General features: G+C 70.5%; 18 protein-coding genes and 1 pseudogene. 12 read left to right on the forward strand and 7 right to left on the reverse strand.

What is annotated here, in order from left to right:
• Nucleotides 1–30 precede the first annotated feature (30 nt).
• Nucleotides 31–2,700, reverse strand: a complete 2,670-nt coding sequence (locus ACZ4WS_RS02715; RefSeq protein ID WP_467976472.1) for an ATP-binding protein — start codon at nt 2,698–2,700, stop codon at nt 31–33.
• Nucleotides 2,701–2,957: 257 nt separating this feature from the next.
• Between ACZ4WS_RS02715 and ACZ4WS_RS02720 the strand changes: the two genes are divergently transcribed.
• Genes ACZ4WS_RS02720 through ACZ4WS_RS02730 form a run of 3 tightly spaced genes read left to right on the forward strand, consistent with a single transcriptional unit; the run spans nt 2,958 to nt 6,486 of the window.
• The gene (locus tag ACZ4WS_RS02720; protein ID WP_467976473.1) at nt 2,958–4,244 is read left to right on the forward strand and encodes an MFS transporter; all 1,287 of its coding nucleotides are present in this window, start codon (nt 2,958–2,960) and stop codon (nt 4,242–4,244) included.
• Nucleotides 4,245–4,257: 13 nt separating this feature from the next.
• Complete coding sequence (locus tag ACZ4WS_RS02725) at nt 4,258–5,412, forward strand: anhydro-N-acetylmuramic acid kinase (RefSeq protein WP_467976474.1); 1,155 nt, start codon at nt 4,258–4,260, stop codon at nt 5,410–5,412.
• Nucleotides 5,413–5,466: 54 nt separating this feature from the next.
• On the forward strand, nt 5,467–6,486 hold the full coding sequence (locus tag ACZ4WS_RS02730; protein ID WP_467976476.1) for a DUF2510 domain-containing protein: 1,020 nt from the start codon (nt 5,467–5,469) through the stop codon (nt 6,484–6,486).
• Between the two features lie 143 nt (nt 6,487–6,629).
• On the opposite strand, the gene ACZ4WS_RS02735 is transcribed toward ACZ4WS_RS02730, so the two are convergent.
• On the reverse strand, nt 6,630–7,244 hold the full coding sequence (locus ACZ4WS_RS02735) for a TetR-like C-terminal domain-containing protein (protein WP_467976477.1): 615 nt from the start codon (nt 7,242–7,244) through the stop codon (nt 6,630–6,632).
• Between the two features lie 205 nt (nt 7,245–7,449).
• Here ACZ4WS_RS02735 and ACZ4WS_RS02740 point away from each other — a divergent pair, with 205 nt between their 5' ends.
• Together ACZ4WS_RS02740 and ACZ4WS_RS02745 are read left to right on the forward strand one after the other, a co-directional pair.
• Complete coding sequence (locus tag ACZ4WS_RS02740; RefSeq protein WP_467976479.1) at nt 7,450–8,370, forward strand: phosphatase PAP2 family protein; 921 nt, start codon at nt 7,450–7,452, stop codon at nt 8,368–8,370.
• Nucleotides 8,367–9,323, forward strand: a complete 957-nt coding sequence (locus tag ACZ4WS_RS02745) for a DMT family transporter (protein ID WP_467976480.1) — start codon at nt 8,367–8,369, stop codon at nt 9,321–9,323. The genes ACZ4WS_RS02740 and ACZ4WS_RS02745 overlap by 4 nt, the downstream gene beginning before the upstream one ends.
• 5 nt (nt 9,324–9,328) lie before the next feature.
• Here the strand turns inward: ACZ4WS_RS02745 and ACZ4WS_RS02750 are convergent, their stop codons facing one another.
• From ACZ4WS_RS02750 to ACZ4WS_RS02760, 3 genes are all read right to left on the reverse strand, one after another.
• The gene (locus ACZ4WS_RS02750) at nt 9,329–11,515 is read right to left on the reverse strand and encodes a zinc ribbon domain-containing protein (protein WP_467976481.1); all 2,187 of its coding nucleotides are present in this window, start codon (nt 11,513–11,515) and stop codon (nt 9,329–9,331) included.
• A gap of 423 nt (nt 11,516–11,938) precedes the next feature.
• A complete protein-coding gene (locus tag ACZ4WS_RS02755) occupies nt 11,939–12,796 on the reverse strand; it encodes an LURP-one-related family protein (RefSeq protein ID WP_467976483.1) in 858 nt (285 codons plus the stop codon).
• A 52-nt stretch (nt 12,797–12,848) separates the two neighbouring features.
• On the reverse strand, nt 12,849–14,900 hold the full coding sequence (locus tag ACZ4WS_RS02760) for a phosphocholine-specific phospholipase C (protein WP_467976485.1): 2,052 nt from the start codon (nt 14,898–14,900) through the stop codon (nt 12,849–12,851).
• Between the two features lie 304 nt (nt 14,901–15,204).
• Here ACZ4WS_RS02760 and ACZ4WS_RS02765 point away from each other — a divergent pair, with 304 nt between their 5' ends.
• The 3 genes from ACZ4WS_RS02765 to ACZ4WS_RS02775 are packed head-to-tail and all read left to right on the forward strand — an operon-like array spanning nt 15,205 to nt 17,368.
• The gene (locus ACZ4WS_RS02765; protein WP_467976486.1) at nt 15,205–16,269 is read left to right on the forward strand and encodes an aromatic ring-hydroxylating dioxygenase subunit alpha; all 1,065 of its coding nucleotides are present in this window, start codon (nt 15,205–15,207) and stop codon (nt 16,267–16,269) included.
• A complete protein-coding gene (locus ACZ4WS_RS02770; RefSeq protein WP_467976487.1) occupies nt 16,266–16,436 on the forward strand; it encodes a hypothetical protein in 171 nt (56 codons plus the stop codon). The genes ACZ4WS_RS02765 and ACZ4WS_RS02770 overlap by 4 nt, the downstream gene beginning before the upstream one ends.
• Nucleotides 16,433–17,368: a PDR/VanB family oxidoreductase gene (locus tag ACZ4WS_RS02775; RefSeq protein ID WP_467976489.1), complete on the forward strand. Its 936-nt coding sequence runs from the start codon at nt 16,433–16,435 to the stop codon at nt 17,366–17,368. The genes ACZ4WS_RS02770 and ACZ4WS_RS02775 overlap by 4 nt, the downstream gene beginning before the upstream one ends.
• Here ACZ4WS_RS02775 and ACZ4WS_RS02780 read toward each other — a convergent pair.
• Nucleotides 17,319–18,144, reverse strand: a pseudogene (locus ACZ4WS_RS02780) (IclR family transcriptional regulator domain-containing protein). The gene ACZ4WS_RS02775 and the pseudogene ACZ4WS_RS02780 overlap by 50 nt on opposite strands.
• A gap of 195 nt (nt 18,145–18,339) precedes the next feature.
• On the opposite strand from ACZ4WS_RS02780, the gene ACZ4WS_RS02785 reads away from it, so the two are divergent.
• The 4 genes from ACZ4WS_RS02785 to ACZ4WS_RS02800 are packed head-to-tail and all read left to right on the forward strand — an operon-like array spanning nt 18,340 to nt 21,699.
• Nucleotides 18,340–19,311, forward strand: coding sequence for an ABC transporter substrate-binding protein (locus tag ACZ4WS_RS02785; protein ID WP_467976490.1), 972 nt, complete (start codon nt 18,340–18,342; stop codon nt 19,309–19,311).
• Nucleotides 19,308–20,081, forward strand: a complete 774-nt coding sequence (locus ACZ4WS_RS02790; RefSeq protein ID WP_467976491.1) for an ABC transporter permease — start codon at nt 19,308–19,310, stop codon at nt 20,079–20,081. The genes ACZ4WS_RS02785 and ACZ4WS_RS02790 overlap by 4 nt, the downstream gene beginning before the upstream one ends.
• On the forward strand, nt 20,078–20,857 hold the full coding sequence (locus ACZ4WS_RS02795; protein ID WP_467976492.1) for an ABC transporter permease: 780 nt from the start codon (nt 20,078–20,080) through the stop codon (nt 20,855–20,857). The genes ACZ4WS_RS02790 and ACZ4WS_RS02795 overlap by 4 nt, the downstream gene beginning before the upstream one ends.
• Before the next feature lie 20 nt (nt 20,858–20,877).
• Nucleotides 20,878–21,699, forward strand: coding sequence for an ABC transporter ATP-binding protein (locus ACZ4WS_RS02800; RefSeq protein ID WP_467976494.1), 822 nt, complete (start codon nt 20,878–20,880; stop codon nt 21,697–21,699).
• On the opposite strand, the gene ACZ4WS_RS02805 is transcribed toward ACZ4WS_RS02800, so the two are convergent.
• Nucleotides 21,668–23,818 carry a discoidin domain-containing protein gene (locus ACZ4WS_RS02805; protein ID WP_467976495.1) on the reverse strand — a complete coding sequence of 717 codons (2,151 nt, stop codon included), beginning with the start codon at nt 23,816–23,818 and terminating at the stop codon, nt 21,668–21,670. The genes ACZ4WS_RS02800 and ACZ4WS_RS02805 overlap by 32 nt on opposite strands.
• Nucleotides 23,819–23,834: the final 16 nt, after the last annotated feature.

Consider the following 23,834-nt stretch of genomic DNA (forward strand, 5'->3'; position numbering starts at 1 on the left):
ACGGACCAGCCCGATGGTCGGCCGGATGGGCTAGAACTCCGCCAGCGTCCGCTCCGCCAGTGCCGCCAACCCGTCCGCCCCGCACGAACGCGCCAGCGTCAGCCCCTTCTTGAGTTCGGACACCGACCGGGCGGCGACGCCGTACTCGACGCGGGCCGCCGCGTGTTCGTACTGGCAGGGCGAGGCCTCCAGATAGGTGACCGCCTGGGCGGCGAGCCGTACCGCGCGCTGGCCCGTTTCCAGGGCCGCGGCGCAGCGGAGCGCTTCGCCGATGGCCGTGTCGGTGCCGAAAAGCTCGGCCTGGCGGCGGGCGTCGGCGGCCAGCGCGGCGGCGCGCGGCGGGTCCTCCGTGGCGAGCGCGCGGGCGAGGTCGACCGCCCAGGGGGCGAGCACCGTGTTGTGGTGACCGCGGGCGGTGGCGGCCTTCTCCGCTGCCTCCAGTTCGTTGATGCCCTCCTTCGTGCGGCCGGCGGCGAGCAGCAGTCGGCCGCGCACGGAGCGGGTGTCCGGGAGGACGATCGTGGACGGGTACGGCGGTGCGAAGCCGTAGCGGTCGGCGATCTCCGCGGCCTCCTGGACGTGTCCGCGGGCGAGCAGCGTGTCGATGAGTCCGCAGGTCGCCGACCAGTACAGGGGCAGCCCGCGGCCGACCCGTTCGGCGAGGCGCAGCGACTCGCGCTGGTAGCCCTCCGCGTCGGCGAGGCGGCCCCGTCTGCGGTGCGCCAGACCCAGGTAGGCGTTGGCCAGGGAGAGATGGCCGCCGCTCCAGCCGGCCTTCCCATAGGCGCGCAGGGCCTCGTTGAACAGACTCTCGGCCCGGTCGAGGCGGTCGGCGTAGGCGTACGCGCTGCCGAGCATCAGGAGGAGTTCGATGCCCCACTCGGTGTCGGTCCAGCCGAGTCCGGGTGCGAGGCGGCCGTTGACGAGGGCGCGGGCGCAGAGTTCCGCGACCTCCTCGGCGTTCTCGCCGCGCGTCATCGCGTCGAAGCCGCGCAGTATGAGCAGCGCGCGCTCGGAGTTGTCCCGGCCGGTGCAGGTCTTGACGAGTTCGGCGAGACCGCGGGAGCGCCTCGGGGACTGCTCCTCGCCCGCGTGGATGCCCTCCCACATGTAGTGCACGGCCTGCAGCCGCATCCGGGCGGGTCCCGGTGCGAGCCGGGCGGCCTCCGCGTCGACCGTGCGGACGGCCTCGTCGAGCTGGTCGTTGTGGAGCAGTGCCTGGGAGAGGCGGAAGACGGCGTCCACCCGCAGATCGCCTTCGAGGCCGGGCCTTTCGAGGGCGGCGCGCAGATGGCCGATCGTGGTGGAGGGCGCGGTCAGCAGCGTGGCACAGCCCAGTTCGTAGAGCACGCGCGCGTGGGCCTCGGGAAGCGGGGGTTCCGCGAGTGCGCGCTCGAGGCAGCGCCTGGCCGCGTCGGGCGCGCCGACAGCGAGGTGTTCGCGGGCGGCCTCGCGCATCTGCTCGACGAGTTCGGGGTCGTCGTCCGGGTGCACTTCGAGGAGATGGCGGGACGCGGCGGCGGCGCCGCGCCCGGACTCGGTGACCGCCCACGCGGCCTGCCCGTGCATCGCGGTGCGCAGGGCGTCGGGGATCGAGCGGTAGACCGCGGTGGCGATGAGCGGGTGTACGAACTCCAGCTCGCCGTCGGGCACTTGGCCGTTCGCCGGCTTGGTCCCGGTCAGGATGCGGGCGGCGCCGAGCAGTTCGGCGCAGCGCTGGGCCTCGTCGCTCGGCATGCCGGCGAGCTGGGCGGCGAGGTCGAGGGAGATGCCGGTGCCGAGGATCGCGGCGGCCCAGGCGAACCGGGTGGCGTCGATGCCGAGTCCTTCGAGCCGGGCGACGAGTCCGCGGCCGCGCGCCGAGCGGTTCAGGTCGCGCAGTTCGGCGGCCGAACCCTCGACCGGTTCCAGCTCGCTGTCCTGCACCTTGGCGAGCAGCTCGACGGTCTCGTACGGATTGCCGCCGGTGACCGCCCACACCTCGCGGCAGAACGGCGCGTCGGCGTGCTCGCCTACGGTGGCGCGGGTCAGCCCGGCTGCCGCGGCCGGTGTGAGTGCGTTCAAGGTGGTGATCGGGCGGGCCGCGGCGGCGACCGCGTCGAGCAGCCGGGCGCTCTCGCCGCTGACTCCGCCCGGTCGGCGGGCGACCACGACGAGGACGGACAGGTCGTCGAGCCGCTCGGCGAACGCGGCCAGCCAGCGCAGGGTCTCCTGGTCCGCCCAGTGCGCGTCGTCGATGAACAGCACGAGCGGCCACTCCCGCTTGGCCAGCCGCCGCACCGCCGCGACCAGGCCGTCGCACACGCCCTGCGGGTCGGGCTGACGGTCCCCGGGATCCGTTATGCCGAGGGCGGGGCCCGCGATGTGGTACCAGTCGCCCAGGTATTCGCGTGCTTCCTCCGGCATCAGCGAGACGAGGGCGGGTTGCAGCAGTTGCCGTACGACATTGAAGGGGACGGACGTGACGGTCTCGCCGCCGCGTGCCGACCACACCGCGCAGCCGCTGCTCTCCGCGATCCGGCGTGCCTCGGCGAGCAGCGCGGTCTTGCCGAGTCCCGCCTCGCCACTGAACACCAGAAGGCTTCCCGAGGACGAGGCGTCCGCGCGCAGCGTGGCGATCGCCTCTTCGAGTGTGGCGACTTCCGCGTCGCGCTCCCACAGGGAAGCCGAGGCGACCACTCCGGGCCGTGCCTCCGTCATCCCGCTACCTCCCCAGGTCGCCCAAACGACGTGCTGGCATCGAGCCTAGCCGCCCGGAAGCCGCCGCGGAGGCGGGTCCGGGCACCAGTTGCCGAGACGAGTGACAACGGGGTTCCGGAGTCGACGCTCCGGAGCGCCCACCAGCCCCTGTGAAAGTTATTGACAGTCATCAGCCCCGAATTGAAGCTAACTTTCCAACATCAGTCTCCGCCTCCGCCGGGACCGCCCGGCCCCGGCACGCCCCGGGAGGAACCGGCATGAGCGCTCCCGCGCACGACTCGGACCTGCGCGCCGCCCGGCCCGAGCACTCCCGCAGAGCCCTGCTCGCGGGCTCCGTGGGCAACTTCATCGAGTGGTACGAGTTCGGCGTCTACGGCTATTTCGCGACCGTCATCGCGGCGCGGTTCTTCACACCGGAGGGCGGCAGCGAGGTCGAGGGCCTGGTGAAGACGTACGCCTCCTTCGCACTCGCGTTCTTCTTCCGGCCCGTGGGCGCCGCGCTGTTCGGACGCCTCGGCGACCGGATCGGGCGGCGTCCGGTGCTGATCGTGGTCATCGTCCTGATGACGGCCGCGACGACCCTGATCGGAGCGCTGCCGACGTACGCCACCCTGGGCGCCCTGGCCCCGTGGCTGCTCACCTTCCTCCGGTTGCTCCAAGGGCTGTCCGCGGGCGGGGAGTTCGGAGGCGCGGTCTCGGTGATGACGGAGTTCGCGCCGCCGGGACGGCGTGGCCTGTACGGGGCATGGCAGTCGTTCACGGTGGCGCTGGGACTGCTGGGCGGCGCGGGGGTGGCCGCGTTGCTGGCCACGGTGCTCGGCCCGGGGGATCTGGAGGCCTGGGGCTGGCGGGTGCCGTTCCTGCTGACGCTGCCGCTGGGCCTGGGGGCGTTGTGGCTTCGGCTGCGGCTGGACGAGACGCCGTCGTTCGTGCGCGAGCACCGGCGCGAGAGACCGCCGACGCGCGAGGTCGCTCAGGCCATCGCGCTCGGCGCCGGGCGCGTCATGGGCTGGGCGGCCGCCGGCTACACCTTCCTGGTCGTGCTCCCCTCGTACCTCCAGAGCACTCTGAACGCGACCTTCCAGCAGGCGCTGCTCGCCACGGTCCTCGCCAACCTCGGCTTCGCGGTCACGATCATCCCGGCAGGACTGCTCAGCGACCGGATCGGGCGGCGCCCCGTGATGCTCACGGGTGCCGTCCTGGTCACCGTGCTGGCGATCCCGCTGCTCAATCTCCTTCAGGACAGCGGGACTTCGAGCGCCGTGAAGGGTGTCGGCGTGTTCGTGGCCGGTGCCGTGGTCGGGCTGATGGCGGGGCCCGGGCCCGCGATGCTCTCGGAGATGTTCCCGACGAGCGTCCGCTGCACCGGCCTGGGACTCGCCTACGCCCTGTCCAATGCGGTGTTCTCGGGGTGCGCGGGCCTCATCATCACGGAGACGATCAAGCGGACGGGAAGCGTGGACATCCCGGCGTACTACGCGGCGGCGACCTGCGCCGTCAGCGTCCTCGCGCTGGCCACGCTCCCCAAGCGCCCCAAGACGTGAGGGAGTTGGACAAGTGCGGGTGATCGGCCTGATGTCCGGGACGTCGTACGACGCGATCGACGCGGCGGCGGCCGAGCTGGCCCTCGACGGGGACGACCTCGTGCTGCGGCCGCTCGGACTCGTCAGCGCGGCGTACGACACCGAGCTGCGCGACGCGCTCGCGGCGGCGCTGCCGCCTGCCGCCATCGACCTGGCCGAGGTGTGCCGCCTGGACACCCGGATCGGGCAGGTCTTCGCGGCGACCGCCGTCCGGGCCGACCGTGAACTGTGCGACGGGGGCGCCGAGTTGGTCGCCTCGCACGGGCAGACCGTCTTTCACTGGGTCGAGGACGGGAAGGTCCACGGCACCCTCCAGCTCGGGCAGCCCGCCTGGATCGCCGAGGCGACCGGGCTGCCCGTGGTCGCCGACTTCCGTCCGCGTGACATCGCCGCGGGCGGCCAGGGCGCGCCGCTGGTGAGCCTGGTGGACCTGCTGTGGCTGCGGGGCAGGCCGGGGACGCCGGTGGCGCTGAACCTCGGCGGCATCGCCAACCTCACTGCGCCGGACGGCACCGCCTTCGACACGGGACCCGCGTGCGCGCTGATCGACGCCGCGACGCGGGGCCTGAGCGGAGGGCGCCTGGACTACGACGTGGACGGAACCCTCGCGGCCCGCGGCACCGTCCACGAGCCGCTGCTCCGGCGCCTGCTCGCGGAGCCGTACTACGTGCTGCCCGCGCCCAAGACGACCGGCAAGGAGCTGTTCCATCTCGGCTATCTGCGGGACGCGTTGGCGGGCTTCGGGACGCTGACCGCCGAGGACGTCATCGCGACGCTCACCCGGCTCACCGCCCGGACGGTCGCGGACGCCGTGCGCGCGGTGCGGGCCACAGAGGTGATCGCCTCCGGCGGCGGCACCCGAAATCCCGTCCTCATGGCGATGCTGGACGCGGAGCTTCCCGGGGTGGCGCTGCGCACTTCCGACGAGTGGGGGCTGCCGTCGGCCGCCAAGGAGGCGTACGCCTTCGCCGTGCTGGGTTTTCTGACGCTGCACGGACTCGCGGGCACCGTCCCGGCGAGCACCGGGGCCCGGCATCCCAGCGTGCTCGGGTCGATCACCCCGGGCAGGGACGGGTTGCGACTGCCGCCGCGGGCGGACCGGGAGCCCGTACGGCTCGTCCTGAAGTGAAACCCGGGAAGCCCTCTCATCCGCCTTTCACCCAGGACTCATACGGTGGGCACCATGACGCAGGTGACTCCTCCCGGCTGGTATCCCGACCCCGGGCAGACAGATGACAGTCCCGCCACCGAGCGCTGGTGGGACGGCAAGGCATGGACGGACCAGACTCGCACCGTCGAGTCGGCCGCCACATGGGGTCCCCCGGCGCACCCGCCGGCCGCCGGACCGTATCCGGCGCTTCCTCCTGGCTCGCCGCGGCGCGGACTGCGTACGGGCATAGCCGTCGCCGCGGCGATCGCGGTCCTGGCGGGCATCGGAGGCGGTGTGTACGCGCTGACCAAGGACGACGGCAACAGCAGCAACAGTGCCAACTCCCAGGGCCCCGGCGGGCAGAACGGCCAGGGCGGGCCCGGTGGCGGCCAGAGCGGTACGGGTGCTCCCGGAGACGGCGAGGGCGGATCGGGCGGCCCTGGTGGCGTTCCCGGCGGCTCCGGTGGGTCGGGGGGCCAGACCCCGGCGCCCGGTCAGTCCGGGCAGCCGCAGACCGAGGACGGTTACGCCACCGACGCGGTCAGCGGCATCAGCATCCCGGTGCCCGACGGCTGGACCGGCGCGAGCATCACGGTGGGCGCCCAGGTGTCGACGGACGACACCTACACCTGCCCCGACGACAGCTCGCAGAAGTGCCAGCGGGGCGGGGCGTACTCGGCCCCCGCGGTGGCGCAGGGCATCAAGGCCACCACGGCCGAGGCGGCGGCCAAGGAAGACATCTCCAACAACGCCACGGAGTCGTACGGCAAGGGCTACGGCAAGATCACCTCGCACTCGCAGCTCGCCTCCAAGGCGGTCACCGTGGCCGGCGAGAAGGGCTACCTGGTCCGCTGGAAGGTCGTCACGAGCAAGGGCGACGACGGTTACGTCGAGTCGCTCGTGTTCCCCTCCCCGGCCGACTCCAAGTCGCTCGTCGTGGTCCGCTTCGGCGTCGACATCAGCTCCAAGGCGCCCAAGCAGTCCGTGATCGATGAGATCACGAAGGGCATCAAGGTGGCGTCCGGGGCCGGCGGCGACGGGCAGAACGTATAGCCCGCGGACACAGTTCGGCCGGGTGGGGCGCCCCTCCGCTCAAGAGGAGCCCCACCCGGCCGGGGGGTGCGCGCCGCCCCCGTCCCCACGGTGCGGCGCGAGCAGGCCGACGTCCGGTCATCCCGCGGACGGCGGCCTGAGTCTTAGGTCAGGCCCAGTGCAGGCAGCACGACCGCCTCCACGAATTGTGTGAGATACGCCGCATCCGCGTACTTGCCCTCGAGGACGGGGCGCACGCGCAGGACGCCGAGCATCTGGGCCGGGATGAACTCCAGCGCCGGGTGGTCGGCGGCGACCTCGCCCCGGTCGACCGCGCGCCGGATCATCTCCTTGAGCTGGGCGACCTCCGGCTCGACGAGCGCGTCGCGCAGCGCCTGCTGGAGTTCCTTGTCCTGCGTCACGGCATGGCCGAGCGCCTGGAGCAGCTGAGTGTCGTGGCCGGACCACTCCCCCGCGGCCTGTGCTGCGGCGCGCAGGTCACCGGCGAGCGAGCCGGTGTCGATGCCCGTGAACCGCGGGCATCGGTTGGCGCGCAGTGCGGCGGCCACGAACTGGGGCTTCGTCTTCCACTGGCGGTAGAGCGTGGACTTGCTGCAGCGGGTGCTCACCGCCACGCCCTCCATGGTCAGCGCCTCGTAGCCGCACGCGCGGAGCTGGTCGAGCACGGCGTCGTAGAACTCCTGCTCACGCTCGGGCGTGATCTTGGAGCGGCGCGAGGCGACGACCGTCTCCGGTCCGTCCGCAGCCTGCGACGTCATGACTCTTCTCCTCGCTCGATTCGGCTCGTATCGGTGGTCCGCTTCACACAGTCTAATCGATACGCCAGTGTACCGGTACGGCTGCGTATCGGTACACTGGCGTATCGATGAGCCTTGGACAGGACCTACTCCTGTGTCGAGTGGACCCTGTCCTGGGCTCACCACGCACCACCCCACGCAAGACCGTCAACAAGGGGGCCGGGGGATGGAATCCCGTACCGAGCCTGCAGAGTCCGAGTCCCAGTCCGAATCAGAGCCGGAGGCCGACGCGGCAATACCGCGGCCGCCGTCGCGCGACACAGCCGCACGTCGGCCGTCGTCGCATGACACGGCCGCCCGTCCGGCGTCCTCACACGACACGGCCGCCCGTCCGCCGCTCCTGCGCGAGCTGCTGCTCGTCGTAGGACTCTTCGCCGTCTACAAGGTCGGCCGGCAGCTGGCCACCGGTCACACCGGCGAGGCCGTCCGCAACGCGGACCGCGTGTGGGACCTGGAGCGGGCCGTGCACCTGCCGGGCGAGGGCGCCGTGCAGAGCGCGCTGCTGCACAGCGACACCCTCGTGCACATCGCGAACACCTATTACGCGACCGTCCACTTTCCGGCCACCGCGGCCTTCCTCATCTGGCTCTATCTGCGGCGCCCGACCCACTACGTATGGGCGCGCCGGGTCCTGGCCCTGCTCACCGCCGCCGCCCTGCTGGGGCACCTCACCTTCCCGCTCGCCCCGCCGCGCCTGGTCGCAGCGGCGGGCCTCGTGGACACCGGGCAGGTGTACGGGCCCACGGTGTACGGGGCGCATCCCGCGACCGACGCGATGGCGAACCAGTTCGCGGCGATGCCGTCGCTGCACTTCGGCTGGGCGCTGATGGTGGCGATCGGCCTGATCGCGGCCACCCGGTCCCGGTGGCGCTGGCTGTGGCTGCTGCATCCGCTGCTCACCCTGCTGGTGATCGTCGGCACGGCGAACCACTACTGGCTCGACGCGATCGTGGCGACCGCGCTACTCGGCATCGCGCTCGCGGTGATCCAGTTGCCGCACCGGACAACGACGACCGCGGGGCGTATCAAGCAACGCGCCGGCGACTCCGTACCGGACATGCCCGAGCTCGTGGGAGCCGGACGATGAACGCCACTCTCGCCGCCGTCGTCCTGTCGCTGTTCTCCGCCGTCGCGTACGCCGCCGCGGCCGTGTCCCAGGAGCGGCTCGCCTCCCGGACCGCCGACGCGGGCGTGCTGCGCCTGCTGGCCAGCGGTGCCTGGTGGTGGTCGGTCGTGCTGAACGCGTCGGCCGCGCTGCTGCATGTCGCCGCGCTCAAGTACGGGACGCTCACGCTGGTACAGCCGCTCGGCGCGCTCACCCTGGTGGCCGCGGTGCCGCTGGGGGCGCGGGTCGCCGGACGGCGGGTCAGCGCGGTCGAGTGGCGCGGTACGGCGCTCACGCTGATCGGCCTTGCCGCGGTGCTTGTCACGGCGTCCGGGCCCGCGCCCGACAACGTGCTGAGCGTGCCGGAGGCGCTGGCCGTCGCCGGTACGACCGCCGTGCTGATCGGCGGACTCTCGCGGCCGGGCGCGCGGCCGGGGCTGCGGCACGCGACCGCGTCCGGTTTCGCCTCGGGTGTCGCCTCCGCGCTCACACAGACGGTGACGGTGGCCGCGACGGACCGCTCGGACTCGCTGCTGAGCGCCCAAGTGGTCGTGGTGGCGCTGCTCGTGGCGGCCTTCGCGGCGGGCGGACTGCTTCTGTCGCAGACCGCTTACCGGGGCGGTCTCGGCGCGCCGCTCGCCGTCGTGACGCTCGCCAATCCGGTGGCCGCCGTGGTGATCGGCCTGTCCCTGCTCGGCGAACGCCTTCAGGGCGGCGCGGCGGGCGTGCTGCTGGCGCTCGTGGGAGGTGCGGTCGCGGCCTGGGGCGTGGTGACGCTGTCACGGTCGGCACCCGAGCCCGTACTCGTTGGCCCTCCCGTGGTGGACGACGACCATCCGGTCGCCGCGGTGCTGGCGCTGGAGCCCGGGTCGGCGACGTACGAACCCTCGTTGGTGCCCAAGCAGCCCAACTCGGGGCACCTGACCAGTCTCTAGCGTCTCTAGAACTCTGTGTGTGCCTGGGGTTTCCGGGCTTTTCGGGCGCGGCGTGGCCGTGTGCGGTCGCTGTCCGGTGGTCCGATCCTCGGGGTGAGGGGGTGGGCCGGGGTGGCGTGCAGGTGGTGGAAGCCGGTCCGCTCGGCGGCGCGGGTGCGTCGTCGACAGGTTCTGCGTGAGAGCCGCCTGGGTCCGGGGGGAAGAAGATCCTCTTCCACCCGGGCTTGGGCGGGTACTCCATGACCTGGCACCGGCCCGGATGCTGCTGGTGCCTGGGTGTCATGCCCCGCCGGACGCTGGACCACCCCGGTGGGGGTGGTGGCGGGGACCGTACGCACGTCGGGCATACGGCGGGAAGTCTTCGAGCCCGGGACCTGCCCCTGGGGGGCGTGCGGGACGGTGTGCGGGGGGTCTTGGTGCCGGGGGTCTCGGCCATGGGGGCGGGTGGGTCTGCCGGGGGTGGGGCGCCCCTTGCCCGGGGTGGTCTTGGTCTTCGGGCCGTGCGGGCGGGGCGGGGTCTGCTCGGTTTGGCGTTGGCGGCGCAGGCGGCGGGTGGTCTTCTTCGGGCGGCGGACCTGGGTCACGGTGGCGTCGATGGTGGTGCGGATGGTGCGGGTGTGGGTGGCGCGGTCGGTGGTGGTGTGGGCTTGGGCGAGCAGGCCGCGGGAGACGATCCGGCGGGCGGCGGCGTGGTCGCGGTCCAGGGACAGCCCGCAGCCGGTGCAGTGCGCCCACTTCCAGCCGCGCTCGGCCAGCCGGTCGGGGGCCGGATGGTGGGTCAGGGGAGCCAGGCAGCCGGGGCACAGCCTGGAGGTGCCGCGGGCCGGGACGGTGACCACTGCGATACCCGCCCTCGCACCCAGATGGCGGATCGCCTCGGCCACGATGCCGCGTACCTGCCCGGACAGGCGGGCGTTACCGCGCCGGTGGCCGCGTGCTTCCAGGGTGGTGAGGTCTTCGAGGTAGAGGACGCTGGCGCCGAGCGCTCTCGCCTGGTCGACGGCCCAGCGGGCCGCCGCCCAGGCCAGCGCGTTGTTCAGGTGCCGGATCCGGGCACACACCCGCCCGTGCTCGACCTCCAGCACCAGGGCCCTATCGAGGTGCTCACCCCAGCGAAGGTGCGGGGAGCCGAGCCCGTCCGCCAGCGCCCGGTGGTGATCGCGTTTGGCGGCGAGGTGTTCGCGGACGCCGCGCAGCCGGTGCAGGGCGGCACTGACCGTGGTGGCGTCGAAGACCAGCGGCCGCCCGTCGGTGACCACCCGCCGGGTGGGTCCTTTGCCGGTCAGGCGGCCGAGGATGCCGGTGAGCAGGGTGGTGACACCCCAGTCGAAGCCGAGTGCCACGATATGCCCGCTCGCCTTGACGGGCGGGGCGGGCCGGGAGTGCGGCAGATCCACCGCGATCCGGCCCTGTGGGGTGGGGCGCAGGGTCGGGGTGTGCAGCACCGCGTCCGCGGTGACGGTGCCGGGCAGCCGGATGTCGATCACGTGCCAGGCCCAGTCCCGGCCCGTGGCGGGGACAGCATTCATCGGGAGCTTGATGCGCAGCCGGGCGGTGGTCTCATCCACCCGCACCAGGGTGACCTGCTGACGGTCCATCGCCGCCAGCACAACCTGCGCAGCCACCCGTGGCGGCCCCTCCAGGACGCACAATCCGGCGGGCAGGCACCCGTGCCCGGCCACGTAGGCACGGATCTGGCGGGTGCGGTTGCGGATCTCCGCACCGCTCACCCCGGCGGGCAGCAGCTTCCGCAACGCCGTCCACTCCGCCTCGCTGCGCCGGCGGGGGCCGGCGGGCCAGGTGGCCAGGACCGCGGTCACGATACTGCGGCGGTGCAGGGCCAGCCGCAGGGTGCGGGCCGCGTACTCCTCCGCACCCCGCCGCACCCGGTCCGACACATACACCCCTGCCAAAGGGGTGACGTGAGTGACGGTCTGGGGCCAGTTGAGGCGGCGCATCGCCATCCATCCCTTGGACGGCAGCGCATCACCCCGCTCATCCACCCCGGCAGCCAGCACGTCCAGCGAGGCCTCATCCCACCGGGAAGCCACCAGAGCACCGGTCAGCTCCCGGCTCAACTCCGCCAGAAACCCCACCCGTTCCAGCAAGACCCGCTGCCCGACCCGCTCACCACTGCCCTCCAGGACACCACCAAAGGCGGTACAGGTGGCCGTCGCCATCAACTTAGCCATCCCCGTCACCCCTTTTCCTCGCACGATCCCGGTCAGTCCCCCGCAGCGGCCGCCCCTCGGCATCCGGCGCTCCGATCGATCTAACGAACGACCATCACACAAGGGCACGGCCTCACCATGTCCCGTCGCGATGATCGTGGTTTCCCGTGCGTTGCGGTGTCTTTCGGGTGCGGTGGCCCGGGCGGATCGCCATCCCACGACGCAGAGAAGGAGAAACGCCCCCACTCACAAAACAGCGGAAACCGTTACCAGGCAGGTGGAAACGGGTGACAGAGCCAAAGGAACCGTCCCGATGGCGCGAAGCAGCATCAACCAGTCTGCGTAAGCCAAACCCCCACCAGTTGAAGACCCTCAATGAAAGAAGGGCGGTTGCGGAGATCCGCAACCGCCCTTCCTCATGTCGCTGTCAGCCCGATGTCACCGTCAGCCCAGACCGCGCGAGTCCTGCTTGAGCGCCGTGTCGACGGTCAGCGCCGTCGCCACCACGAGGCTCAGCAGCGGCTCGGGGAGCTGGAAGTGGATCTGCAGGACGTAGTTGTCCGCAGTGGTGAACATCGTCTTGGCGAGGCCTTCCCAGGTCTTGGTGATCCGGGCGACCTCGTTGTCGGCGTGGTCGACGATCGCGAAGTTCCAGGCGCGCCAGTTCTCCGCCTTGATCGCGCCGACCTGCTGGCCGTTGACGTTCATCGCGAAGTTGATCTTGCCGATCATGTTCTGCTGGACGATCTCGCCGACCGGCGAGCCGTCCGGACGCGACACGATCACCCGCGACTTGAGGAACTTCGCGGGGCGGGTCAGCAGCAACTGCGGCTGACCGTACGCGTCACGGATCTCCAGCTTGTGGGTCATGAACTGATCGAGGCTGGAGACGAAGCGCAGGATCTTCTTGATCACGCCCTGCCCGACCTCGGTGACCGACCCGAGCTGGTTGCCGTGCTGATCCATGACCTTGTACTCGTTGGTCACCTCGATCAGCTTGGCCTTCTGGTTCACCACCAGGACCGGCTCGGTGAACAGGGTGCCGCCGCCGGCACCGCTGGGCGCGACCCCGGCCTGCTGCTGCACCTGCTTCTGCACGCGCGGGTCGGGACCCGCGGCGGGCGGCTGAACGTACGCCTGCTGCGGCTGCTGGGCCTGCTGCGGTACCTGCGGCGCGCCCTGGGCCTGCTGGTCCCCATTCGTGTGCTCGGTCCATTGCGAGCCGTCCCAGTACCGCAGCGTCTGGGGCGCCCCGTTCGGATCCGGGTACCAACCTGCAGGAGTGTTCGAATGCGTGGTCACCGGGGCACACTACCGCGAGACGGCCGGAAAACAACCGGCGGTTGGGTAACCATCAGGCGGTGACGATCGCCGGGTCGCTCACACCCGGCAGACCGTTCTCGACATGTCCGGCGAACCGGCGCAAGAAGCCCGCGCCCGCGTCCGACACCACGGTCAGGTCGTACCAGCGCTTGCTCGCCCGCAGATCCACCGTGTGCCGCACGGTCGCGCCCGCCCGCACCTTGAACGACTGCGGCTTTCCGCCATAGCCGTCGGTGAGCTTGAGGTTGACCGTGCCGGACCCCTTGTTGGTGAAGGTCAGCTCCACGTTGCTCCCGACGTGCCGCGCGGTGACCTCGGGTCCCGCCGTCTTGCCGGGGCCCTTGAAGGTGCGCAGGAAGCCGTTCGGTCCGTGCACGGTGAGGTCGTACGAGCCGTTCGAGTACGCCGAGTTCCAGGTGTCCGAGACCGTCTTGCCCGCCTCGGCGGTGTACGTCCAGGGGCCGTCGGTGCGGTTCCCGGAGGTGACCAGGAAGGCGGCACCGGCCTTGGCTCCCGACCCGAAGGTGAGCGTGAACGTGCCTGCCGTCGCGTCCGCCGAACCGTCCACGAGGGGCGCGTACTTGAGCGGGCGCGCCGGGCGCGAGCCGCGCTCCTGCTTGGGCAGGACCGGGTTGGCGGGCGGGGTCGGCACATAGTCGGGGTGGCGGTTGTGGTCCGGCGGCTGGTAGCCGTCGGTGTCCGGCAGCGCGACCGGCTTCGTGTCCTTGTGGGAGAAGTCGAAGGCGGCGGTGAGGTCGCCGCTGATCGCGCGCCGCCAGGGCGAGATGTTGGGCTCGTGCACCCCGAAACGGCGCTCCATGAACCGGATGATCGAGGTGTGGTCGAGCGTCTCGGAGCAGACGTAACCGCCCTTGCTCCAGGGCGAGACGACGAGCATCGGCACACGCTGGCCGAGCCCGTACGGTCCTGCCGTGCGGCTCGCGTCGCCCTGGTAGAGGTCCGGGCCGACGTCGACCGTGGACTTGCCCTGCGCGGCGGTCTGCGGCGGGAACGGCGGCACGAGATGGTCGAAGAAGCCGTCGTTCTCGTCGTACGTGATGAACAGGGCCGTCCTGCTCCACACCTCCGGGTCGGAGGTGAGCGCGTCGAGGACCTGGGAGATGTACCAAGCGCCGTAGTTGGCAGGCCAGTTGGGGTGCTCGGTGAACGCCTCGGGCGCGACGACCCAGGAGATCTTGGGCAGCTTCTTGCCCTGGACGTCGGCCTTCAGCTGGTCGAAGAAGCCCTCGCCCTTGCGGGCGTCGGTGCCGGTGCGGGCCTTGTCGTAGAGCGGGTCGCCGGGCTTGGCGTTGCGGTACTGGTTGAAGTACAGCAGCGAGTTGTCGCCGTAGTTGCCGCGGTAGGCGTCGGAGATCCAGCCCCAGGAGCCGTTCGCGTCCAGACCGTCGCCCACGTCCTGGTAGATCTTCCAGGAGACCCCGGCCGCTTCGAGACGCTCGGGGTACGTCGTCCAGTCGTACCCGGCCTCGTCGTTGCCGAGGACCGGGCCGCCGCCCTTGCCGTCGTTGCCCGTGAAGCCCGTCCACATGTAGTAGCGGTTCGGGTCGGTGGAGCCGATGAACGAGCAGTGGTAGGCGTCGCAGATGGTGAACGCGTCGGCGAGCGCGTAGTGGAACGGGATGTCCTCGCGCGTCAGGTATGCCATCGTCGTCGACGACTTGGCGGGCACCCATTTATCGTACTTGCCCTTGTTGAAGGCGGCGTGCCCGTCGCTCCAGCCGTGCGGGAGGTCCTGGATGAACTGCAGGCCCAGATTGTCCGCCTCGGGCCGGAACGGGAGCACGTCCTTGGTGCCGTCCGACTGGTACCAGACCGACTTGCTGCCCGACGTCGTGGCCGGACGCGGGTCGCCGAAGCCTCGGACACCTCTCAGCGAGCCGAAGTAGTGGTCGAAGGAACGGTTCTCCTGCATCAGGACGACGATGTGCTCGACATCGTCGATCGTGCCGGAGCGGTGGTGCGCGGGCAGCGCCGCGGCCCGCTCGATGCTGTTGGACAGCGCGGTGAAGGCCGCGGTGCCGCCGGCGAGTTGGAGGAAACGGCGCCGATTCACTTGAGGCATGGGTGGGTGACCTCTTGTCCTGACGGGCCCGGTCGGCCGGATGGTGATGGAATGTGCGCGGTTGGAGTGTTCCAAGAGCACCAAACGTCAGGGAAGGGTCCTGTGGACCCCATGTGAAACTCGGCGGTACGTGAGGCGAACGGTTTCGGACGGATCGTCAGCCACCCTTCGTTCCGAAGCCTGCAGGTTCTCCCTCCGACGAAGGCTTCCGCCTGACGGAAGCCGCCTTGCCCGGCTGTGGCGGCCGTCACGAATCTGGTCCCCAGCGGGGCAACGAGGCCCCGCTCTCAGGGACGGGATCGCCATGCCTCACACCACCGCCTTCGCCAGGAACCAGTGGTACGTCGCCGCATACTCGCACGAGGTAGGTCGCGAGCTGCTCGGCCGGACGATCCTCGGTGAGCCGCTCGTTTTCTATCGCGCCGAGGAGGACGGGAAGGCCGTCGCCCTGTCCGACCGTTGCGTGCACCGCCGGTTCCCCCTCTCGGAGAGCCGGCTCGACGGCGACAGGATCGTGTGCGGGTACCACGGGTTCACGTATGACACGACGGGTGCCTGTGTGTATGTGCCCGGGCAGAAACGCATTCCGCGCACGGCCCGGGTCGCCTCGTACCCGGTCGTCGAGCAGGACTCGTTCGTCTGGGTGTGGATAGGCGACGCGGCGCTCGCCGACCCGCTCACCATCCCGCGCGCCCGGCACATGGACTCCCCGGACTGGACCACGGTCTGCGGCATGGAGCCCATCGACGCCGACTACGGGCTCCTCGTCGACAACCTGCTCGACCTCTCCCACGAGACGTATCTGCACGGCGGCTACATCGGTACGCCCGAGGTCGCCGAGACGCCGATCACCACCGAGGTCGACGAGGGCGCGGGCATCGTGCGGGTCAGCCGGCACATGGACGACGCCGAGTGTCCGCCGTTCTACGCCCGCTCGACCGGCATCGAGGGCCGCATCACGCGCTGGCAGGACATCGAGTACTACGCCCCGTGCCTGTATCTGCTGCACAGCCGTATCGCGCCGGTCGGCGTGCTGCCCGAGGCGGACGGCAGCGACCCGAACGCCTTCCACACCGAGATCACGTACGCCATCACGCCGTCCACCGACGGCAAGGTGTACGACTTCTGGGCGGTCTCCCGCGACTTCGCCCGCGAGGACGACGAAGTCACCACGTTCCTGCGGGACTTCAACCACACGGTCGTGATGCAGGACGTGGACGCGCTCAACCTGCTGCAGAAGACGCTCGGTTCGGAGCGGGCCGGGTACCAGGAGCTGAGCATCAACATCGACACCGGCGGTCTCGCCGCCCGCCGTGTCCTCGCCCGGCTGGTCGAGGAGGGCGACAAGCCGATGGAGAAGGTCCAGTGACCAGTCCTACCGGCGAGATCTACCGCGTCGACTGGCTCCCCGGCACGGACGTCCTGCACGGCACCTGCCACTGCGGCGCCGAGCACACCGCCCAGGACCCGATCGAGATGTGGGAGTGGATGCTCGCCCACCCCGAAGGACACGCGCCCCGAGGAAACCAACGATGACCTTGTACGAAGCCGAACTCGTCGTCGAGCGACGGGAGTCCGTGGCCGACGGCGTGCTCGCGCTCACCCTGCGCCACCCGCTGGGCGAGGAACTCCCCTCCTGGGAACCGGGCGCCCACATCGACGTCGTCCTCGGGCGGGACCTGGAGCGGCAGTACTCGCTGTGCGGTGATCCGACGGACCGTCGGGCGTGGCGCATCGCGGTGCTCCGGGAGCCCGACGGGCGCGGTGGATCGGCTTACGTCCATGGGCAGTTGAGTGACGGCGACAAGGTGCGCGTCCGGGGGCCGCGCAACCACTTCGCCCTCAAGCCCGCCCCGCGGTACCGGTTCGTCGCGGGCGGTATCGGCATCACCCCGATCCTGCCGATGCTCGCTGCCGCGGAGGCTGCGGGCGCCGAGTGGACACTGCTGTACGGCGGGCGAACGCGTGAATCCATGGCGTTCACCAAGGAGTTGGGCCGGTACGGGGACAGGGTGCGGATCGCTCCGCAGGACGAGATGGGGCTGCTGGACCTGGCTTCCGTACTCGCCGAGGTTCCCGAGGGCACACTCGTCTACTGCTGCGGCCCCGGGGCACTCCTCGACGCGGTGGAGGAACGCTGCCCCGCCGGGCTGCTGCACGTCGAGCGTTTCCAGCCGAAGGCCCAGGAAGCGGGCGAGAAGACAGAGTTCGAGGTGGTCCTGGACCGCTCGGGGCACACGCTGACCGTTCCGCCGGACGTCTCCGTCCTCGACACCGTGCGGGCCGCCGGTGTCGAGGTGCTCTTCTCCTGCACCGAGGGCACCTGCGGGACCTGCGAGACCGACGTGCTCGAAGGGACCCCGGACCACCGGGACTCGGTGCTCACGGATGAGGAGCGGGAGGCGGGCGAGACCATGCTCATCTGTGTCTCCCGGTGTCTCGGGAAGCGGCTCGTGCTGGACCTGTGAGCCGCAGGTCCTGGAGGTCCGCCTCGACGCGGGCCACGGTCGCCAGCAGGTGGGTGCAGCAGATCGCGGCGTACGGAGTTCACTGAATTGCGGCTCGCGTGCACCGGAATGTTCACCGCCGCCACCACCTCGCCGTCCCGGTCCCGCACCGGGGCGGCGACCGAGCGCAGCCCCTCCTCCAGTTCCTGGTCGACGACGGCGTACCCCTGACGCCGTACGCGCCGGAGTTCGGCCCGAAGCGCGTCCACCGAGACGATCGTGCGGCCGGTGAGGGGCCGCAGCTCGGCGCGGGCGAGCCGGGCGTCGATCTCCTCGTCCGGCAGATGGGCGAGGATCACCCGTCCCACGGAGGTCACATGGGCCGGAAACCGGGTGCCCACGGTGATCGTCGCGGTCATGATGCGGCGGGTGGGCACGCGTGCCACGTACACGATGTCGTCGCCGTCGAGGTCGCACAGCGACGACGACTCCTCGACCTGGTCGGCGAGTTGCTCCAGGTGCGGTTGAGCGATGTCCGGCAGCGTGAAGCCGGAGAGGTAGGCGTAGCCGAGCTCCAGCACGCGTGGGGTGAGCCGGAACATCCGGCCGTCCGTGCGGACGTATCCGAGGTCGACGAGCGTCAGCAGAAAACGGCGGGCCGCCGCGCGGGTCAGGTCGCAGGCGCGCGCGACCTCACTGAGCGTCAGTTCCGGGTGGTCGGCGCCGAAGGCGCGGATGACGGCGAGGCCGCGTTCGAAGGACCGGACGAAGTGGGGCGCGCGGACTGCCGCAGGCATCGTCGCCTCCCGATGGGCTCCCGATGGACACAACGCGCTCTCGGCGCACGTCAAGAGCGCACTTCGATAACTGTCAACAATATTGTTAGCCAAAGGCATTGACCCCCGCCGTACGGGGGTTCTACCTTCCGCTGAGCACCATTGCGCGGTGTGCGCACAGCCTGTCGGAACACTGTCGTCTGCACAGGAGGAGCCATGCGTCGTCTGCTCGCCGGTCTCGCGGTCGGAGCCTTCCTGGTCGCCACCTCGGCCTGCGGTTCGTCCGGCGGCGGTGGCGCCTCGGACAAGAACTCGTCGTCCGGCGGTACCACTACTGTCAAGGTGGGGGTCATCCCCATCGTCGATGTCGCCCCCCTCTATCTCGGTCAGAAAGAGGGCTTCTACAGCAAGCGCGGCCTGAAACTGTCCATGACGACCGCACAGGGCGGCGCGGCCGTCGTGCCGGGTGTGGTCAGCGGCCAGTTCCAGTTCGGCTTCTCCAACATGACGTCGCTAATGCTCGCCCAGTCCCAGAACGTCCCGGTGCAGGCCATCGCCAACGGCGTCGCCTCAACCGGCGTCTCGGGCAAGGACTTCGGGGCCGTCGTGGTCAAGAAGGGCAGCACCCTCAAGTCCGCGAAGGACCTGGAGGGCAAGAAAGTCGCGGTCAACACGCTCAAGAACATCAACGAGACCGCGGTGCGCGAGTCGGTGCGCAAGGCGGGCGGCGACCCGGACAAGGTGAAGTTCGTCGAGCTCGCCTTCGACCAGATGCCCGCCGCCCTCGACAAGGGCCAGATCGACGCCGCCATGGCCGTCGAACCCGCGCTCACCACGATGCTGGACCAGGGGGCCACCCAGATCGCCTGGCCGCTGGTCGACGTCGCACAGAACCTGACCGTCGCCATGTACTTCACGTCGACGACGTACGCGACGAAGAACCCGGACGTGGTGAAGAAGTTCCAGGAGGCCACCGCGGAGTCCCTGGCCTACGCCGACGCCCACCCGGACGAGGTCCGCCAGATCGTCTCCACCTACACCCAGGTCCCGTCCACGGTGCTGGCCAAGGTGATCCTGCCGAAGTGGCCGGCCGACGCGAACCGTTCCTCGATCGAGGCACTGGAGAAGCTGAGCGAGACGGACGGCCTCTTCAAGACGGCCCCCGACCTGGACAAGCTGCTCCCGTGAAAGGACTGAACACCGCACTCGGTGCGGCCGGACTCGCGGCCTTCCTCGCCCTCGGCGAGGTCGTGCCGCGCGTCGGCATCGTCAAGGAGGCCTACTTCCCGCCGACCAGCCGGATCGCGTCCGCGTTCTGGGACGAGATCAAGGACGGCGCGTTCTGGTCGGCGCTCGGCGACACGCTCACCGGCTGGGCCCTGGGCCTGGCGATCGCCGTCGGCGCGGGCATCGTCGTGGGCGTACTGGTCTCCGTCGTCCCCTATCTGCGCGAGGCGACGGCCTCGACGATCGAGTTCCTGCGCCCGATCCCGTCGGTCGCCCTCATCCCGCTGGCGGTCCTGCTGTACGGCACCGAACTCCGCTCGGTCCTCCTCCTCGTCGTGTACGCCTCCTTCTGGCAGATCCTGATCCAGGTCCTGTACGGCGTCCAGGACGTCGACCCGGTCGCCGAGGAGACGGCACGGTCGTACGGCCTCGGCACCTGGGCCCGGGTCCGGCACGTGCTGTGGCCGACCGCGCTGCCGTACGTCATGACGGGCGTGCGGCTGGCGGCGGCCGTCGCGCTGATCCTCACCATCACCGCCGAACTGGTCATCGGGGCACCGGGGTTGGGCAAGACCATCGCCATCGCGCAGACCTCGCAGGCCGTGCCCGAGATGTACGCCCTGATCGTGGTGACCGGTCTGCTGGGGCTGCTCATCAACGTGGGCGCGCGTACGGTGGAGCGGCGGGCGCTGGCCTGGCACCAGTCGGTGCGCGGGGAGGTGGCGGTGTGAGGCGGGCTCTGATCCGGCTGCTGTACGTGGTCGCGCTGCCGGCGGTGCTGGTCGCCGTCTGGTGGCTGGCATCCGACGGCAGCACCAATGTGTTCTGGCCGCCGCTGCGGACGATCCTGAAGACCTTCCCGGACGTGTGGACCGCTGACCGGCTGAAGACGGACGTACTGCCCAGCGTCCTGCGGCTGACGGCGGGCTATGCCACGGCGGCCGTCGTCGGGGTCGCCCTCGGCACGGTGATCGGCTCGTACCGGCGGGTGCGGGCGGTGTGCGAACCGGTCCTGGAGTTCCTGCGGGCGGTGCCGCCGCCGGTGCTGGTCCCGGTCATCATGCTGTTCGCGGGCATCGGCGACACGATGAAGATCGTGGTCATCGCGAGCGGCTGCGTCTGGCCCGTCCTGCTCAACACGGTCGAAGGCGTGCGCGCGGTCGACCCGGTGATGACGGAGACGGCCCGCTCGTACGGCATCACAGGGGTCGCCCGGCTGCGGAGCCTGGTGCTGCGCTCGGCGAGCCCGCAGATCTTCGCGGGTCTGCGCCAGGCGCTGTCCATCGGAATCATCCTGATGGTGATCAGCGAGATGTTCGCGGCCAGCGACGGACTGGGCTTCACCATCGTCCAGTTCCAGCGCAGTTTCGCGATCCCCGACATGTGGACCGGCATCCTCGTCCTCGGGCTGCTGGGATTCCTGCTCTCCGTCGTCTTCCAGGTGGTCGAGCGACGGGTGCTCGGCTGGTACCACGGGCTGCGCGCCGCCAACCGCCGGTCCCCGTGAACATCGTGAAAGGGCGGTCCATGCACGCGCTACTCGACGTATCCGGCCTGCACAAGGTCTACGAGGGTTCCGGACGCCGGGTGGAGGCGGTGCGGGACCTCACCTTCACCGTCGACGCCGGCGAACTCGTCTGTCTCGTCGGCCCGTCGGGCTGCGGCAAGACGACCCTGCTGAAGTGCATGGGCGGACTGCTCACACCGACGGCGGGCGAAGTACTGCTGGCGGGGCGGAAGGTGAGCGGTCCGCCGCCCGGGATGGCGTTCGTGTTCCAGGAGTACGGGCGCAGCCTCTTCCCCTGGATGCGGGTCGGTGAGAACGTCGAACTTCCCCTGAAGCAGAAGGCCTTGAGCAAGGCGCGGCGGCGCGAGCTGGTCGCGGACGCGCTGGAGTCGGTCGGGCTCACGGATGCCGCCGGGGCGTATCCGTGGCAGCTGTCCGGCGGTATGCAGCAGCGGGTCGCGATCGCCCGCGCGCTGGCGTACGAGCCCGACGTCCTACTGATGGACGAGCCGTTCGCGGCGGTCGACGCCCAGACCCGCGCCGATCTGGAGGATCTCGTACGGGGGCTGTGGCGGGAGCGCGGGATCACGATCCTGTTCGTGACGCACGACATCGACGAGGCGGTGTACCTGGGCGAGCGGGTGGTCGTGCTGTCCGCCTCCCCGACCGTCGTGCAGGAGCAGCTGAAGGTCGATCTGCCCGCCGAGCGGGACCAGTTGCACACCCGGGTGGCCCCGCGCTTCGCCGAGCTTCGGACCCATGTGTACGAGCAGATCCAGGCGGCGAAGCGCGGGACTCCCCAGGACAGGCTCACGAAGTCAGATACGCCTCCACCTCACTGAACTGGCCTGCGGGCCAGCCCGTGTTGGCGGTGACGTTGAGCCGCAGATAGCGCAGGCTCGTGCTGCTCGGAAGGGCCACGGTGACCGTGTTCCCGGTCGCCGGGTCGAAGCGGTAGCCCGTCGAGGCGACCACCGTCGAGTACGCCGAGCCGTCGGTGCTGCCCAGCACGGACAGGGTCTGCGTGCGCGCACCCCAGGCCGAGGAGGGCGGCAGCTTCAGCACCAGCCTGCGTACGGCCAGGGTCGAGCCCAGGTCGACCGTCCAGGCCTGCGGGAACGTGTTGTTGGTGGACTCCCAGTAGGTGTTCGCGTCGCCGTCGACCGCCTTGCCGGGCGTGTAGACGTCCTGCGAGCCGGTGGCGCTGGCGGGGCGGCCCTTGGCGAGGTTGCGGGCCGGGTCGGGTTCCGGGTTTCCGGAGCCGGGCTGCGGCCAGGAAGAGCAGTCGGACCAGGTGCTGCTCCAGCCGGAGTTGCCGCCGCCGTCGGTGAGGGTGAAGGTGCCCGAGCCGGTCGGGTAGGGGCAGTTGTAGACGCCGGCCGAGCCGACCCCGGTGGCCTGGACGTTGCTGAACTTGGCCGCGCCCTGCGACTCGGCCTGGACGACGACCGTGCCGGTGTTGCTGACCGTCGCTCCGTCGACCGTGATGTTCTTGGTCGCGTACCCGTGACCACCGCCCGACACGAACTCGAAGGCGCTGTACGGGCTGTCGGTGATCGTCGTGCCGGTGATGTCGACCGTCGCCTCGATGGCGCTGTCGTAGGAGTCGACGCGCAACGCGCCCATGGGGTGGTTCCAGTTGGGGTTCATCGCGCCCGCGCGGACGAGGGTGTTCCCTGAGACGGTGATGGTCCCGGCGAGCGGGGAGAAGGGGTCGAGGAACTTCTGGTTGGAGATCGCGATACCGCTGCCGAGGGCGTTGGTGTCGGAGACCAGGTTGTTCTTGACCGCGATGTCGGTGCCGCCGTAGACCGCGATGCCGTTGGCGAGGTTCGGCTGCGAGATGGTGTTGTTCTCGAAGCTGCTGTTGGTGTCGGGCGAGTAGAGCGACCACATGGCGAGCGCGTCGTCGCCGTTGTTGCGCAGGAAGTTGTTCCTGACGCGCACACCGCGCGCGTTCCCGTTGAGGTTGAGGCCGTCGGCGGTGGTGTCGAGGATGCGGTTGTTCTCGACGACGAGGTTGTCGTTGTTGCCGGTCAGCCAGAGGCCGACCTTGAGGTGCTGGAGCCACATGCCCGAGACGCTGGAGTTCGGCCCCAGCGAGCCGTTGACGAAGTTGTCCGGGTTGGAGTCGACGCGTTCGGTGACCTCGCCGATGACCGCGAAGTCCTTGAGGTGGACGCCTCCGGACGAACTGGTCTGGTCGATGAAGCGCGAGGTGTGCACGACGGAGTACCAGCTGCCCGCGCCCTGGAGCGTCACGTTCTGGACCCCGCTGAGCGAGGACGTCACCTTGTAGTCGCCCGGCGGGATCCACACCACTCCCCCTTGCGCGGCGGAGATCGCGTCCCGGAAGGCCTGCGTCGAGTCGCCCTGACCACTGGGGTCCGCGCCCTTGTCGGTGACGGACACCGATCCCGCGGGTCTGGCGGCGGCCGCGGCGACCTGCTCGAAGTCGGCGACGTCCACGGTGACTTGGGTGAACGTGGCCTGGAAGGCGACCTTGTCGCCCGCCTGCACGTTCTGGCCGAGCATCAGCCGGGCGTTGTCGAAGAGGTGGTGCGTTTTGGCGCCGGCGATCCAGGAGGTGTCGACGTAGGAGTACTTGGAGGTGACGGCGAGCGTCTTGGCGAGCTTCGTGCCGTTGACGTAGACGTCGAGCGAGCCCGACTGTCCGTCGGGCACGTTGTACGAGACGTTCACGGCGTTGGCCGCCCGGGGCACGGTGAACTCGACGCGCTGGCCCGCGCTCAGCCGTACGGCCTGGCGCCCGGAGGCCTCCGAGGCGAGGGTGCCCTGGGTGTAGTCGGGGCCGATCTTCGTGCCGGTGGAGGTGGCGGACTCGGCCTCGACCGAGGTGAAGGGCAGGTCGGCGCCCGCGGCCGTCACGGCGGAGTGGGCCGTGGTGGCGCTGAGCATGCCGGCGGCGAGGGCGACGGCCGCGGTGCACGTCAGTGGCATGTGCCTGACAGATCTG

The organism is Streptomyces sp. NPDC029292, assembly GCF_055569295.1.